Annotated in this window: 12 protein-coding genes; 10 read left to right on the top strand and 2 right to left on the bottom strand. The window is 49.9% G+C overall.

Going from position 1 to position 14,329, the window contains the following annotated elements:
* The first annotated feature begins 66 nt into the window (after positions 1-66).
* The 3 genes from NMD08_RS12890 to NMD08_RS12900 all read left to right on the top strand — a co-directional run bounded on the left by NMD08_RS12890 (position 67) and on the right by NMD08_RS12900 (position 3,768).
* Positions 67-2,010: a methyl-accepting chemotaxis protein gene (locus NMD08_RS12890; protein WP_151219232.1), complete on the top strand. Its 1,944-nt coding sequence runs from the start codon at positions 67-69 to the stop codon at positions 2,008-2,010.
* Between the two features lie 179 nt (positions 2,011-2,189).
* The gene (locus NMD08_RS12895) at positions 2,190-2,504 is read left to right on the top strand and encodes a helix-turn-helix domain-containing protein (RefSeq protein WP_151219231.1); all 315 of its coding nucleotides are present in this window, start codon (positions 2,190-2,192) and stop codon (positions 2,502-2,504) included.
* Complete coding sequence (locus tag NMD08_RS12900; RefSeq protein WP_370618195.1) at positions 2,497-3,768, top strand: type II toxin-antitoxin system HipA family toxin; 1,272 nt, start codon at positions 2,497-2,499, stop codon at positions 3,766-3,768. Before NMD08_RS12895 ends, NMD08_RS12900 begins: the two co-directional genes overlap by 8 nt.
* Positions 3,769-3,851: 83 nt before the next feature.
* Here the strand turns inward: NMD08_RS12900 and NMD08_RS12905 are convergent, their stop codons facing one another.
* The gene (locus NMD08_RS12905) at positions 3,852-5,219 is read right to left on the bottom strand and encodes a glycoside hydrolase family 10 protein (protein ID WP_187259659.1); all 1,368 of its coding nucleotides are present in this window, start codon (positions 5,217-5,219) and stop codon (positions 3,852-3,854) included.
* A gap of 12 nt (positions 5,220-5,231) precedes the next feature.
* Positions 5,232-5,519 carry a VF530 family DNA-binding protein gene (locus NMD08_RS12910; protein ID WP_370618197.1) on the bottom strand — a complete coding sequence of 96 codons (288 nt, stop codon included), beginning with the start codon at positions 5,517-5,519 and terminating at the stop codon, positions 5,232-5,234.
* A 698-nt stretch (positions 5,520-6,217) separates the two neighbouring features.
* Here NMD08_RS12910 and NMD08_RS12915 point away from each other — a divergent pair.
* From NMD08_RS12915 to NMD08_RS12945, 7 genes are read left to right on the top strand one after another with little or no spacing between them, the layout of a single operon-like run.
* Positions 6,218-6,772 carry a fimbrial protein gene (locus NMD08_RS12915; RefSeq protein WP_151219228.1) on the top strand — a complete coding sequence of 185 codons (555 nt, stop codon included), beginning with the start codon at positions 6,218-6,220 and terminating at the stop codon, positions 6,770-6,772.
* 14 nt (positions 6,773-6,786) lie between these two features.
* Positions 6,787-7,500: a molecular chaperone gene (locus NMD08_RS12920; RefSeq protein ID WP_370620209.1), complete on the top strand. Its 714-nt coding sequence runs from the start codon at positions 6,787-6,789 to the stop codon at positions 7,498-7,500.
* On the top strand, positions 7,487-9,964 hold the full coding sequence (locus NMD08_RS12925) for a fimbria/pilus outer membrane usher protein (RefSeq protein WP_370618199.1): 2,478 nt from the start codon (positions 7,487-7,489) through the stop codon (positions 9,962-9,964). Before NMD08_RS12920 ends, NMD08_RS12925 begins: the two co-directional genes overlap by 14 nt.
* Entirely contained in the window at positions 9,961-11,304 is a 1,344-nt protein-coding gene (locus NMD08_RS12930; RefSeq protein ID WP_151219226.1) for a fimbrial protein, read from the top strand. Before NMD08_RS12925 ends, NMD08_RS12930 begins: the two co-directional genes overlap by 4 nt.
* A complete protein-coding gene (locus tag NMD08_RS12935) occupies positions 11,276-11,968 on the top strand; it encodes a molecular chaperone (protein ID WP_370618201.1) in 693 nt (230 codons plus the stop codon). The genes NMD08_RS12930 and NMD08_RS12935 overlap by 29 nt, the downstream gene beginning before the upstream one ends.
* 55 nt (positions 11,969-12,023) lie before the next feature.
* A complete protein-coding gene (locus tag NMD08_RS12940; RefSeq protein ID WP_252838775.1) occupies positions 12,024-12,788 on the top strand; it encodes a winged helix-turn-helix domain-containing protein in 765 nt (254 codons plus the stop codon).
* Positions 12,775-13,245: a hypothetical protein gene (locus tag NMD08_RS12945; RefSeq protein ID WP_252838774.1), complete on the top strand. Its 471-nt coding sequence runs from the start codon at positions 12,775-12,777 to the stop codon at positions 13,243-13,245. Before NMD08_RS12940 ends, NMD08_RS12945 begins: the two co-directional genes overlap by 14 nt.
* Positions 13,246-14,329: the final 1,084 nt, after the last annotated feature.

The following is a 14,329-nucleotide window of genomic DNA, read 5'->3' on the forward strand; positions in this document are numbered from 1 at the left end:
TTTATAAAGATATAAACGCCTGTGCCGATACTGGATAAAACTTAGCCTTTCGCACAAGGAGTTTGTATGGCCTGGTATCCCACTCGTATTTCAACGCGTTTAACCATCGGCGGCATTCTGCTGCTTGCAGTCACGACGCTTGTTATTGTGGCGATTATGCTCTGGCGTGGTCAGCCGCGCGTTGTTGAAATCAACACAGCACTGATCGAAGAAACAGGGCAAGGTTTAACCCGTCAACTGAGTACCGTGTTGTCCCGAATTGAAGGCGAGACCGTCAGCCTGTCACGACTGGCTGAAGTATTGCCCAACGATGAATCCCTCTACCAAAGCGTCGTTCCACATCTGATTGGCGAAAGTAAAGACTCGATTATTACCGGCGGCGGCATTTGGCCAGAACCAGGCGCCTTTACCGCTGGCGTGGAGAAGCGCAGCTTTTTCTGGGCGCGTAATGCGGAAGGTAAACTGGTGTATTCCAACGACTATAACGTCGAAGGATCAAGCGGATACCATAATGAAAGCTGGTATCAGCACGCCAAAAACCATTCACAAAACAGCTGCCTATGGTCTGATGTGTATCAGGACGCCAGTTCGGGCGTCAACATGGTAACGTGCAGCGTGCCATATCAACTGGCGGGCAAGTTTGCCGGGGTTGCTACCACCGATATTCGTCTGGATAACGTCGCCACCTTTATGCAACAGCAGGGAAACAGCACCGGAGGTTACGCGTTTGTGGTGGACAAACAGGGGCAAATTCTCTACTTCCCGCAGGCCGATTTGGCAAAATATAAAACCATTAATGAACTGGCGCAAAGCGCGCAATGGCTTATCCCGGTGGAAAACGGCCTGAAATCTCTCCGCCCGACAGATGGGGTGAAGACTATTACGCTTGCAAACGACAACGTTCTGAATACGGCGTCCCGGGTGATGCTGTTCCCGATGGCAGATACCGGTTGGGTAGTGGGACTGGTGACGCCTGAATCACGTATCGTCGGCCTTGCTAAAGTGATGATGCAGGACGTACTGGAAGTGTTGATCCCGATTATGACGCTGTTGCTGGTTGGATCCTGGCTAGTGGTTCGCCGACTGATTTCGCGTCTCGATGATACTCGTCAGGCACTTGATGACATTGCACAGGGAGAAGGCGATCTTACCCGTCGCCTGGATGTGCGTGGTAAAGATGAGATTTCAGCCATCGCCGAAGCGTTTAACCTGTTCGTCGATAAAATCGCAGCCGTCCTGATCACCGTCAGAAGCAGTAGCGTGGTAGTGGCGAATAACGCCGTCAGTCTGGCAGACAGTAATATGGAACTTTCATCTCGCGTAACGCAGCAGGCCGCGGCGCTGGAAGAGAGTTCAGCGGCGATGGAACAATTAAACGCAACCGTTCATCAAAATGCCAGTAATACACAACTGGCGGATGAACTCTCCGATAGCACAGCGCAAACGGCCAACCGCTGCGGCGATGTGATGCAGGGTGTTATCTCTACGATGGACAACGTCAGCGCGTCATCCGGCAGAATGGTAGAAATTGTTGCAGTCATCGACAGCATTGCGTTCCAGACCAATATCCTCGCCCTCAACGCTGCGGTTGAAGCTGCCAGAGCGGGTGATGCAGGCAGAGGCTTTGCCGTTGTGGCCTCCGAAGTGCGCACGCTGGCCCAGCGAAGTGCCACCGCTGCACAGGAAATAAAAGCGTTGATAGATGAATCCGTTTCTCATGTTGGTAGCGGAAGCCAGCAAATTCACCATGCGGGCGAACGTCTGGGAGAACTGGTCAGCAATGTACGTCAGGTACGTCAGCTGATGGGGGAAATTCGTGTGGCGGGTGAAGAACAGCGTAAGGGCGTTTCAGAAGTTACGCTGGCCGTTACCGAAATGGACAGCACCGTTCAGCAAAACGCCTCGTTAATTGATGATGCCGCCGCACGTACGCAGGCATTGAAAGAGGAGGCGGAACAGTTGGCGTTGTTGGTCTCGTCATTCAGATTGCCTGAGCCTTCAGTTGCCTGATAACGACACGATATCCGGGTGCAAACGTTGTGCCCGGATAACTCCAGTATAATGATGCTTAACCACGAATTATCGATTTAACTCCTTTTTATTGTGTCTTACAAAACTTTGAATCATTCCTCGCTTAACTCTATAATATTGGGTGTAAAGTCTATTTTATCCCTATAAGAGCCAATATTATGGATTTAATGCTCAATACAGCAGCCGATATCGTCAAACTACTTTGCGACAGATTGCGTAAGGAACGACTCGCGCGGCAAATGACGCAGGCTGATGTTGCCGCGCGTTCAGGGGTCGGTGTGAATACCGTTTCAAATCTGGAAGCGGGTAAGAATGTAGGATTTGAGAATCTGGTCAAAGTCGCGATGGTGTTAGGCTATGGTGAGGCGCTGGAGGGCTTATTTAAACCCAGGATTGACAGTCTGGATGATATTTTGCGTTACGAGAAGAGCGCAGCACGCCAGCGGGTGAAAAGGAAAAATACTGATGCCTGAGCAAGTCGATGTCTTTTATGAAGGCTGGGGTGAAAAATGGTTGTGGGGAAAACTGGTGTCTTCCACAGCCCTGACCGGACGCCCGTTGATCGCTTTTGAATACAGTGAAGACGCCATACGTAAGGGGCTGGAGCTGTCCCGGCTAACGTTACCGCTGAACGGTCCCCGTTTACGCAGGGATTTCCCGGCTCATCAATTGGGATTACCTGGTCCCGTGTACGATTCGCTACCTGATGGCTGGGGGATGCTGTTGATGGATCGGTTATTTAAACGCCGTGGACTCAACGCAGCGCGCATAGGACCTCTGGAGAGGTTAACCTGGGTCGGCAATAACGCAATGGGTGCCATGACGTTCCGGCCCGTTCAGTCAGATGTCGAGAAACTTTCAAAAGAGGATGTTCCTCTTGAACAACTGGCATCTGAGGTTCAGGAAGTCCTGAGTGGAGAAGGCGGGGAATTCTTGCAAAAACTTCTCCAGATGGGAGGTTCACCACAAGGGGCAAGGCCAAAAGCGTTACTTTATCGTGACAGTGTCACGTCAAAATTCGCCACTGTGCCCCTCCCGGGGAGCGAAAGCTGGTTGATTAAATTTCCTGCCAGGCACGAGCATGCCGAGGTATGTGCCATCGAAGCAGTATACGCAGAATGTTTGCGGCAATGTGGGATTACCACGCCAGATACAGCGTATTTCAATCTGCCTGACGAGCAGGCGGCGTTTGCTACCCGCCGTTTCGACCGTGAGCAGTCGGTCCGTATTCCTATGCAGAGTCTGGCGGCATTTACCGGTGCAAATTACCAGATACCCGGTGCGTTAGATTACCGGGATTTTCTGCGCGCCACACAGATTTGTACCAATGATGTCAGAGAAAAAGCGAAAGCGTTCGAACGCGTGGTTTTCAACGTGGCATTTAACAACCGCGATGATCATCCCAAAAACTTTGCCTATTTAATGTCAGCCGACGGAAACTGGACTTTGGCCCCGGCTTACGACGTGACCTGGTGCGAAGGGCCAGGCGGATATCACCAAATGGACGTGCTGGGAGAAGCGCTGGATATCGAAAGAAAGCACCTGCAGCAGCTTGGCGAACAGGAAGCCGAGCTATCAGCTGAGCATGTGAACGCCATAATCGACAAGATCTGCCACTATGCGACAGCGCTAAGCGTTACAGCCAAAGACAAATACGCCGATCAGATAACACAAACTACGCTGAATACGATACAGAAACAGATTAATGATAATGTCCGCAGGTTAATGTCCAGGTGATGCCGAGACAGTCGCCACGCGGACTGAAGACGTCGGCCTGAGCGGGGAAAAATTTCCCCGCTAAACAGACCAGAGGACAACCATTAACGTCCCCAACGGTTGCGAATATAAGTTACCGCTTCCTGCGTTTGCGGTTGGTTAAGATAATCTTCGCGAAACAGAATAGTGCCGTTAATGTGCGGTTCCGACTCGTTCAGATCGAGCTGTTTTTTTAACTCTGGTACACCGCCTTTAACCGTCCAGTCTGGTTCTTTTCGCGACGGCTCGCCGACTTTGTAAAGCGCCACCCCTATATAGAGGCGAGTGTTGGTTGATTTCACGACATCTGCCCACCATTTTGCCAGCACATCGTATCGTGCCGCATCGCGGGCGAAGGGCCAGTACAGTTGCGGGGCGATATAGTCCAGTAGCCCCAGTTGCACCCAGCGGCGGGTATCGGCGTATGATTCATCATACGCTGCCGCGCCGCGCGTGTCGGACCCCGCTGGATCGTGCGAACGGTTGCGCCACACACCCGCAGGGCTGACGCCAAACTCGACTTCAGGTTTGAGTTTCTTGATGGTTTGTGAAACCTGGGCGATCAGACGTTGCGTGTTATCACGCCGCCAGTCTGCTTTGGATGCGAATTCCTGGCCGTATCGTCTGAAAGTCTGGCTGTCGTTGAGCGCAGAACCGGGAGACTCGGTATAGAAGTAATCATCAAACTGCACGCCGTCAATCGGGTAATTCTCAACCACTTCAGCCACGATGCTGGTTATCCAGTCGCGAACTTCCGGAATGCCGGGATCTAACACAAAACGCTCGCCCGAGGTGCGGATCCAGTCCCGATGCAGAACATAAACGCTGGAAGGCGTCTGTGACAGCGTATTGTTTAATTCGGTGATTGTCGAAGGTTTGGTGTTCACGGATACGCGGTAGGGGTTAAACCACGCATGGACTTTCATGCCGCGTTTATGCGCTTCATCAAGCATAAACTGGAGCGGATCGTAGCCCGGATCCTGACCAATCGTTCCCGTCAGAGTATCTGACCACGGCAAGATTTTTGATTGCCATAGCGCGGTGGCATCAGGCTTTACCTGGAAAAAAACGGTATTAATACCAAGACGTTTCAGATTGTCCAGCTTGTCAGTCAGCGCTTTTTGCTGCTGACTGATGCGAACGCCAGGCGAACTGATGTTGACAGATGAAATCGGTGGCCAGTCCAGACGCGAAACCGTTGCCAGCCAGATACCGCGCACTGGCTCTTTGCTCTGCTGTGATTTGTTTACCGGAGTCTGTGGGGTGATTTTGGAACCTGGCGGCTGTGAAGAACAACTGCCGAGTAGCAACATACTACCTACCAGCAGCGTGAACCATTTCATGTTGGTGAGCGGCAGTCTGGCTCGGGAACGGGCGAGTAAATTCGCCAATTTTTTTTGATAATTTCCTGAAATAAAACCGGATGCAGACATCAGATTTGGCTCTTATTTCTTCTTGTTGCGGCTGTTAGCCCAGGGATCAATGGCCGGTTCGGCGGTGTTATTTGAGGCCTGGTCATCCAGAGAATCAAGGTACAGCGCTTCAACTTCTGCCCGCGCCCACGGCGTACGACGCAGAAACTTCAGACTGGATTTAACGCTCGGTTCATTTTTAAAACAGTTGATGCTAATGCGTTGTGCCAGCTCAGCCCAACCGTAACGATCAACCAGTGCATTGACCTGCATTTCAAGCGTTACGCCATGTAAAGGGTCTTTAGAAATATGAGCATTCATATGAAGTCCAGTTCAGTGGTTCCAGATTTTGTCAGTAGTGCGACGGAAAGAAGGTTACAAGAAAGCAAAGCTGCCAGCAATGGCAGAAACCGGTATGACGCGCAAGCAGAACGCCATACCGGCAATGGAGGGTTCAATACTCTTTAAAGACCAGTTTCAGACGGGCAATTAACAGTTTAAACAGGTAACTCATCAAGGTTCGTTCACCGGTCTTGATCGTCACGCTGGCGGGCATTCCCGCTTTAATTTTTAATTCGTTATGTGGGGATTTCAATTTGGCAATGTTAATTGAAGCTTCAATTCATGAGGGAAATATAACATCATCTCAGTCATCTGGATGACTGTTGCTGCATTAATTTGTGATGAACATCGTTATTATTGTATTTAATTCAGGTTAAGAAAATTTTTCTTATGGAAATTACTATTATCATTAAAACTCAATAAAAGCAATTAGTTAGAATGAAAATATCGAAATTAAGATCTTATTTAAGATCGACCTAATATGATTTAAGAAAACAAAGGTTTTAATTTCTGGGATTATTCTTAAACTAGCCGTCATCGTAGGGTTACTCTTACGGTGTCATAAGACATTACTGATGTCGCTGCATCCCTGAATAAATACTCCACGCTAAGCGGAGAAGGGTTATTGCATCATTTTATTACGATGCCAGTGTATTTATTAATTAAGGATAGACAATATGAAAACCAATATTCCTCATGCCAGTTATATATTTGCAGCTGGTGGCCTTGCATTATTGTTTGCGCAGATAGCGTATGCTGATTCAGCAAATACCATCACCTTTAAAGGCGAAGTGACCGAACAAACTTGCGAAGTCACGGTTAACGGTGTAAATGCACGGCCAGTAGTATTACTGCCATCTGTTGCGAAAAGCGATCTCGCGTCAGCAGCATCTTCAGCAGGCCTGACAACATTCACCCTCGGCGTGACCGGCTGTACAGTTGATTCTAACGCGTTGGATATTAAAACCGTCTTCGTTGCAAATAATATGACCGAACGCGGTAACCTGGCTAATACAGGTACCGCGCAAAATGTTGAATTACAACTGCTGACCGATAGCGCGGGTACTACGCCGATCGATTTACGTACTGGAACTCCGGTTGCAGGAATTACCGTTGCGGCCGGAAATACATCCGGTGAGCACGACTTTGCCGTGCAGTATTATAGCCCGAACGGTGGGGCAACCGCCGGGACAGTTGTTGGCACTGTGCAATACGCCATTTCCTATTTGTAAGCGAGATCTGCGTGATGAAAGGATTGGCTATTAGTTTGGCAGTAATGATGATGTGCTTCTGCGCGCAGGCAAGCATAGTGATGACCGGCAACCGGATAATCTATCCGGCAGACAGTCGGGAAGTCAGCGTGCAATTAACTAATCGCGGCGACGTCCCCGGCGTTGTTCAGGTTTGGCTTGATGATGGCGATGCACAATCAGTACCACAAACTGCGGCCGCTCCTTTTGTCACCACACCACCGGTCTTTCGGATGGCGGCCCACGCGGGGCAAACTGTGCGGTTGCGTTACATCGGTAAACCCGTCGCACAGGACAGGGAATCACTGTGGTGGTTTAACTTCATTCAGATCCCGCCCACAAATAAGGACGCGCAAACCGATAACCAGCTTCTGGTGCTGGTGCGTAGCCGCGTAAAAGTATTGGTCAGACCGAAAGGGCTGGTGGGTTCACCGCTGGAGATGGCGAACACCAGCCGGGTCTGGCTGCAGAATGGCAAGCTGCATTTCCGCAATAACAGTGGTTACTATCTCGCACTTTCGTCACTTGACGTCAGCGGCACGGGAAAAAAACAGCGCATTCAGAGCGAAACGATCGCACCGTGGACGACGATGTCATGGCCTGCAAAAATTTCGCAATTGAACGACGCGCAAATGCGCTGGATTAACGATCAAGGAGCCTCATTAAGCGGGCGTGTGGCGCTGGAGAAGCAGGGCAATGTCCGAGACTAATCCACGTTGGTGGTGGCTGTTTTTGCCCATTGCGATGCCTGTTTTTGCCAGCGATTACACCTTTGATGAAACATTGTTGCTTGGAAGTGGCTACGAGAAAGGCCTGGCAATGCTCAACGATCCGGATGCCGTGGTTGCGGGACGTTATAGCGTGGATATCTGGCTCAATGGACAATATGTAGGGCGGGATGATGTGTTGTTTCGCCAGAATACCGCAGGGCGTACCGAACCTTGTCTTCCGGCTAAATTTTGGGATGAACAGGGCGTAACAGCAGCATCGGAACAAGCGCAGGAATGCTTCGCCCCTGAAGCTCGGATCAGCGGTGGACGGTGGGATTTTGACCAGAGCCTGTTGCGTCTGAATCTCAGCGTGCCTCAGGCCGCATTAAAACGTACCCCAATGGATTATGTACCGCCGTCGCAGTGGCAAAGTGGCGAGAGTGTGCTGTTCAGTAACTACAATCTGCACGCTTATCACAATAAAAATAACGGTCAGCAAAGTGATTACGGCTGGCTGGGTCTGAGCAGCGGCTTCAATATGGGGAGTTGGCAATTTCGCCAACAGTCATCTGCCAACTGGCGGCGCGATGGCGATCGTGAAAGCCAACGCTGGGATGCGCTGCAAACCTGGCTTCAACATCCTGTTGCAACACTGGAGAGTTTACTGACGGTAGGCGAAAGCTACACCTCGGGAAATCTGCTTGGCAGTATGGCGTTTACAGGTGTCAAACTGGAAACCGATCAACGGATGTGGCCGCAGTCGCGACGCGGCTACGCCCCAGAAATTCGTGGCACGGCATCGACACCTTCACGCGTTGTGGTCAAGCAGAATGGTCGAACGCTTTACGAAACCAGCGTACCACAAGGCCCCTTTGTACTTGATGATTTGCCGAATACAGCCTGGGACGGTGATTTACAAGTTGAAATCACCGGCGCCGATAACAAAAAGAGTAGCTATACCGTGCCATATGCCAGCGTACCTTTATCACTGCGTCCCGGCGTCTGGCGCTACGGTCTGGTGGCAGGGAAGACCCGGGATTACAGCGCTGCCGATGGTCTGTTTACCGATTTCACGCTGGAGCGCGGGATGACGAATCTCCTGACCGCTAATGGCGCTTTGCGGATCGGCGACGACTATCAGGCACTGCTGATGGGAGGCGTTCTGGCTACATCGATGGGCGCTTTTGGTGTCGATATTACCGGTTCGCGGGCCCAGATTTCTTCTCAAACTATGAGTGGCTGGCGGTTGCAAACCAACTGGAGCAAAACGTTCAACCCGACAGGCACTCACGTCGCGCTGGCGGGGTATCGCTATTCCACAGAAGGGTATCGTGACTACGGTGACGTCCTGGGTGAGCGAAGCGTCAGTGGGAGCAATGCGCAGTGGCGCTCGGATACACTGCGTCAAAAAAACCAGTTCTCCGTTACGGTGAACCAAACACTGAACAGCTACGGGAACCTATGGCTGTCGGGATCAATGATGGATTACTACAGTGACCGTGGCAACAGCACACAATTGCAGGCTGGTTATAACACCACCTTTGGACGAATGACGTTAGGTATGTCATTCAGCAGACAGGATACCTGGTGGCGTAACGGCGATCGGTCACAAGTGCAAAAAGAAAACATGGCAACGATTACCGTCTCAATGCCTTTCGGTATAGGCGAACGTGAGCATACGCTGGCGCTGTCGGCGAGTCAGGCTCAACATGCAGGGCGCAATGCACAGTTGGCATTGTCTGGTGCGCTTGATCAGGATGAAACCCTCAATTACGCGCTGTCCACGGGCTGGCAACAAGGGCAAGAGGAATCGAACAGCGTGACCGACTGGAGTGGTTCGCTGCAAAAAAATACTGCTTTCGGCACGCTAAACGGCAGCGTTTCACAGTCACAAAACTATCAACAATGGGCTGCTGGTGTTCGCGGGGCACTCGTTGTACATCGCCATGGCATCGTTGCCGGCCCGTGGGTTGGCGACACATTTGCTCTGGTAGAAGCGCCAGGCGCTGCGGGAGCCAGAGTAGGGGGTGGACAGGGTGCAACCGTGAACAGTGGGGGTTATGCGCTGGTCCCCTCGTTGACACCTTATCGCTATAACAACGTGACTCTCGACGGTAGCGGAATGAACACCAACGCAGAGCTTCAGGAGAGTCAACGCCGCATTGCGCCAATGGCAGGGGCCGCAGTAAAACTGCGTTTTGCAACGCTCTCTGGCTATCCGTTACTCATCACTGTGAAGAGTGACGTGACGTTACCGATGGGAGCGGCAGTGACCGACAGTCGAGGCCGGGTAGTGGGGATGGTTGCCCAGGCTAATCAGGTATATGCCCGCGTTGAAGACGAAGAGGGACTATTGATGCTGGAAAGCAGTGATTGTTCGTTGCCGTGGAAACTTAACCCACAACAACGTACAGAACCATTAATTGCATTAACGGTGGATTGCGTAATAAAAGGGCGCTCATGAGACTATTTTTTCTGGTGCTGGCGCTGTTTTCTTGCCAAACGCAGGCCGCCTGTGAATACATTATTTATCCATACAAATCAGGGAGTAGTGGTGCACAAGGCACCCACAGACTCAGTGCAAGTACGGACGGCATCGCCAATGACTGGCGCTCCGGCGGCGGCAACGATGCCTGGAACGGATTATTGCCGGGATTGAGTAAGTCTGTTGATATCACCAGTAATAGCAGCTTTCAGCCAGCAGGGACGATACTGACTTCCAGCGGCGGGATCCCTTTTACTACATATGCCCATAAAGGCGGTGGTTACGATCCTGAGCAGGTATTTTTCCGTTGTACACCGGACACTGCCGGGCAACTTTATGAAGCCTGGTCAACGAACGGCGATGACATCGTGGCTGGCTGGTATGAAGCAACGGATGTACCTGGCGCGTATCTGACCATAATGAAAAACGTCGCATTACGCTTGACGCATGACGCGACAGGTAGCGTCTTTACCGACAGTTGGCAGCAACGCCCACTGGAGAACCTGGATCTTGACACCAATGGCAACTTCCTGATTAAGGCCAAGAACTTCTCGACGATAAGTGCCGAGTTGATTAAAACGCTGGATACACGCTATTACGCCAACCAGGCACAGTCTGCTACTTATAATAGCTATGTGAATCCCAATGCTTACGTGGTTTTTCGTGGGCCAGGTACAACTTCGTGGGGTATCAAGATAGGTCAGCCGCACCGTGGTGGAAATTGGGCTGGCTGGGCGAATGACTGGCCATCAGTGATCAGCCTGTACAACAACGGGATCTTCGTCAAACGTGCAGCAATGTGTCAGGTCACTGATTTTACGCCGGTAGTGCATCTGCCGCCAATTTCCGTGGCTCAGCTTAAGCAAGGGGAATATTCCTCAGCCCCCTTCCAGATAGGATTTGCCTGCGAATCAACGGTGGTTTCCGGTGTGGCGACCGGGAAGAGCAATGTCGCAATGGGGCTGCTTGCGCCGGAAAGCAGCGTCAACAGCGCATGGGGTTTTAATTTGATTACCGGTAAAACAGTAACCTGGCTATTGGATACGCAATATGGCGCTCCCGGGCGGGCTCGCGGCGTTGGCGTGCGTGTTTACCGTGCGGGTAATCCGGTGAATTTTATGGCGGTGTCGACTGTCGGTAGCGGTAGCGAAGGCGGCTGGATGCCAGTCATTGGCAGCAATACGCAGCAAAATGGCAGCCAGGATGGCATCAATTACTACAGCGAAAGCTTCGAAGCTCGTCTGGCAAGTTTTGGCGCGGATACGTTAACGGCGGGGAGCTACCAGTCACATGTACAAGTTTTATTGCGTATTCAGTAGCCTCTGGATGCTGGCATTTGGCCTACATGCGGCGGTTAACATCAGTACTACTCGGGTCATTTTCAACCACGGAGAAACTCAACGCTCGGTGATGTTAGTCAACGACGGTAAATATCCCGTGGTGGTTCAAAGTTGGGTAGATGACGGCACCCCAGAGAAAGGGCCATCACAGGCCAGTTCGCCTTTTATCGTGCTTCCCCCGGTGCTAAAAATTCTCCCCGGCGAACAACGCGAGATAAAGGTTATGACGTCCGGTGCGGGGCTTGCCAACGATCGCGAATCATTATTCTGGCTCAACGTGTACCAGGTTCCAGCGGAGGTGAAAAGTAGCTCAACTGGTGAAAAAGTGCGCTTAACGTTAAGAAATCAGCTAAAAGTCCTATGGAGACCGAAAAACACAGGCGTGTTGACTGAAAAAAGCATCAATCTTCTGAGTTTTCACCATGAAAGTGGGGAAATTTATGCTGTTAATCAGAGTTCCTGGAACATAACTCTGGCTAATGTATCTTCAGGAGACTATTCCATAACTGGAATAGTGGTTTCACCACGTTCCCAGCAGGTAATTTTTAAATCCGCGCCTCCTGAAATGCTGAATAATAAGATAAACTTCACTGTGATTAACGATGAAGGAAATCGTTGGGGATTTTCAACTGTCGTAAATTAACGCTGGCAGTGCTCGCACCAGCTAAAATGACAAAAATCCATATTCAGGGAACATAATGGCACACGTGTTTTTGCTTAACAGTACCGTTGTATTCTGGCCAGAGCGGAACGTACTCTACGCGAAATCAGATGAGACCAAACGTATAACATTAAGCAATCCGGCAACCCGTTGTTTACTATTATTAATTCAACAACAGGGTCAAGTTATTGGCCGTGATTATTTTTTTGAGCATGTCTGGTATATTAACGGTGCGCAGGTCACCAATAATACGTTCTATCAGAATATCTCCTTGTTACGTCGCGCTTTTAAAGAACTTAGCCTGAATGAAGAACTTATCGTAACCGTGCCGAAAGTCGGGATCCGTCTGGAGCCGCAACTGGAAGTGCTGGAACAGAAGATAGAAAAGCCGCTCAGCGATCACCCCGTCACGCCATCGGTAACGTCGGTAAACACAGTGACAAAATCACTGCGTATGCGCACACTGTGCTGGATTTTGGCGAGTGTGGTGTGCTGCGTTTTAGCCGCAATAGTGACCTGGGAGGCACAGTTTGATCCCAGACTCAGTCGTTATGTGCCATTAAGCGTAGGGGAGGGATGTCACTGGTACGCCAATCAGGATGTGCTTAAATTTGATCAGCACCAGCAGTTTATCAAAACAAGTACGCTGGATTGTCAAAGCTATCCCTGGGTTTATCTCACGCTGTATCCCAATTTCCCGCGGATCTCCGCATTAACTTGTCGAAAGCAATTTAGTCGCTGGCGGGATAATGATTGTGTGACCCATTATTATTTCGCGGAGTCCAGACATGTGGGGACGTAATATAAAATGGTGCCTAGGCATCATCTTAGCAGTAGCGTTAACAATTGCAGCCACGGTGACGTTACAAAACTGGCAGCGGTCGCATTTCGATTGCTCTGGAGAATTAGTAATGGAGTATCCAGATATTCGTGGTGATATTTCAGTCAGATACGTTTTTAATGGCAGCAATGGGGTGGCTATTTTACGCGGAAAAATCACTGATAATAACGGTGAAAACCTGGCGGTAAATCAAAATGTCTGGTTTACCTTTACCCGCAAGGATGATGATTACTTTATGGAATCCGGAAATGTCGCTTCAAGTTCCGGTGGCACTAACATTCATCCATTGTTAGCGAGAACGTTGCCAGATTTTTTCCTTAAACCCAAAGAGCCATTTTATTTCAGCATATTGCGACTCAATAGCAATACATGGCAGTTCTATACCAGCCGTTCGCCGTCGGTATTTTGTCAGCGTTAAACCACTGAGATTGCACTCTGTATAGCGTTTGCATACAGAGTGCTTTGCTCAAAGCATCTCAACTGCAGGAGACCGAACCTTGTTCATGATTGGTTATAGACAGAGAAATCAGACGGGGCGAAGAGTGGACAGGTCCATGGGGTTAGAAGCCTATGCGGTATAAATTCAATTTAACTTATGTTGAGCGAAAATTCAGTTCATGAGTCATGTTGTTTTTATCCGTATGATTTAATTTACTATTTGTAATTTAAAGGCCAGTTCACTTTGCGGAGAACTTCATGAACTAACAAAAGATTTGCTTCTTATAGGCATTTCCTGGCAACCTGCTACACAAACCTTTACCCTTCACAATCGCATATAAACCCCTACCAATTTTAGGTGGTATCTTATTGTTTTATTGAAAAAATCATGATTTTCAATGACATTTAGATTCGTTAATACCTAATCAGAACTGATAATTCTGATGGCGGTAGCGTTGTCAAGTTTGCTAGGTTTGCCTGAGAAGAATCGGTCGGGTAAGAGGGCTATTAAGATCTATGTTGGCCGATCGGCGTGAAGCGAACTAGCTGGGATGCTAAGGATGCAAACCCGATATTCTCAGGATATATCCCTAAAAGTTTTAGAGCGGTGCGTATAATACAGCTAGTTCCGCAAGATAAGGGTGACGATGAAACTGAAGGCGTGTCAGGCACACCCGCAGCCACCCACACTGCTGGTGGATTTAAGCGATATAGCCACACTCAGAATGCTCTACTAAGAAGAGCTCGCCAGGACGGCTGCCGCTGACACAAGGGTCTTTCCCGACGAGCAGGATCTTCTAGCTAAGATTACGGACGGTCGGCGCCCCGAAACTACCCTTTGCGAAAATTGTGAGGGTTCGGCACAATTTATGTCACGGGAACATTTTGGAGTACATCATTACAGTGAGTGGCGGTATGGGGGAGTCGGTCCGGATATTCACACCTGAACGTATGTGTGATCTAGCATAGACGTTGTCGGAAATCTCGAAACTATGTATTGCAGCGATGCATCAATATTGGCGTGATAACAATTTATCTATGCCTTAAAATTCTGGACGGTTTCT

Source organism: Citrobacter meridianamericanus, assembly GCF_041320245.1.
Taxonomy (GTDB): domain Bacteria; phylum Pseudomonadota; class Gammaproteobacteria; order Enterobacterales; family Enterobacteriaceae; genus Citrobacter; species Citrobacter meridianamericanus.

Coding starts and splice junctions, on each gene's coding strand:
- NMD08_RS12910 (WP_370618197.1), bottom strand. CDS start 5,519: ATGAATGCTCATATTTCTAAAGACCCTTTACATGGCGTAACGCTTGAA.
- NMD08_RS12940 (WP_252838775.1), top strand. CDS start 12,024: ATGGCACACGTGTTTTTGCTTAACAGTACCGTTGTATTCTGGCCAGAG.
- NMD08_RS12945 (WP_252838774.1), top strand. CDS start 12,775: ATGTGGGGACGTAATATAAAATGGTGCCTAGGCATCATCTTAGCAGTA.
- NMD08_RS12915 (WP_151219228.1), top strand. CDS start 6,218: ATGAAAACCAATATTCCTCATGCCAGTTATATATTTGCAGCTGGTGGC.
- NMD08_RS12905 (WP_187259659.1), bottom strand. CDS start 5,219: ATGTCTGCATCCGGTTTTATTTCAGGAAATTATCAAAAAAAATTGGCG.
- NMD08_RS12890 (WP_151219232.1), top strand. CDS start 67: ATGGCCTGGTATCCCACTCGTATTTCAACGCGTTTAACCATCGGCGGC.
- NMD08_RS12930 (WP_151219226.1), top strand. CDS start 9,961: ATGAGACTATTTTTTCTGGTGCTGGCGCTGTTTTCTTGCCAAACGCAG.
- NMD08_RS12900 (WP_370618195.1), top strand. CDS start 2,497: ATGCCTGAGCAAGTCGATGTCTTTTATGAAGGCTGGGGTGAAAAATGG.
- NMD08_RS12935 (WP_370618201.1), top strand. CDS start 11,276: ATGTACAAGTTTTATTGCGTATTCAGTAGCCTCTGGATGCTGGCATTT.
- NMD08_RS12895 (WP_151219231.1), top strand. CDS start 2,190: ATGGATTTAATGCTCAATACAGCAGCCGATATCGTCAAACTACTTTGC.
- NMD08_RS12925 (WP_370618199.1), top strand. CDS start 7,487: ATGTCCGAGACTAATCCACGTTGGTGGTGGCTGTTTTTGCCCATTGCG.
- NMD08_RS12920 (WP_370620209.1), top strand. CDS start 6,787: ATGAAAGGATTGGCTATTAGTTTGGCAGTAATGATGATGTGCTTCTGC.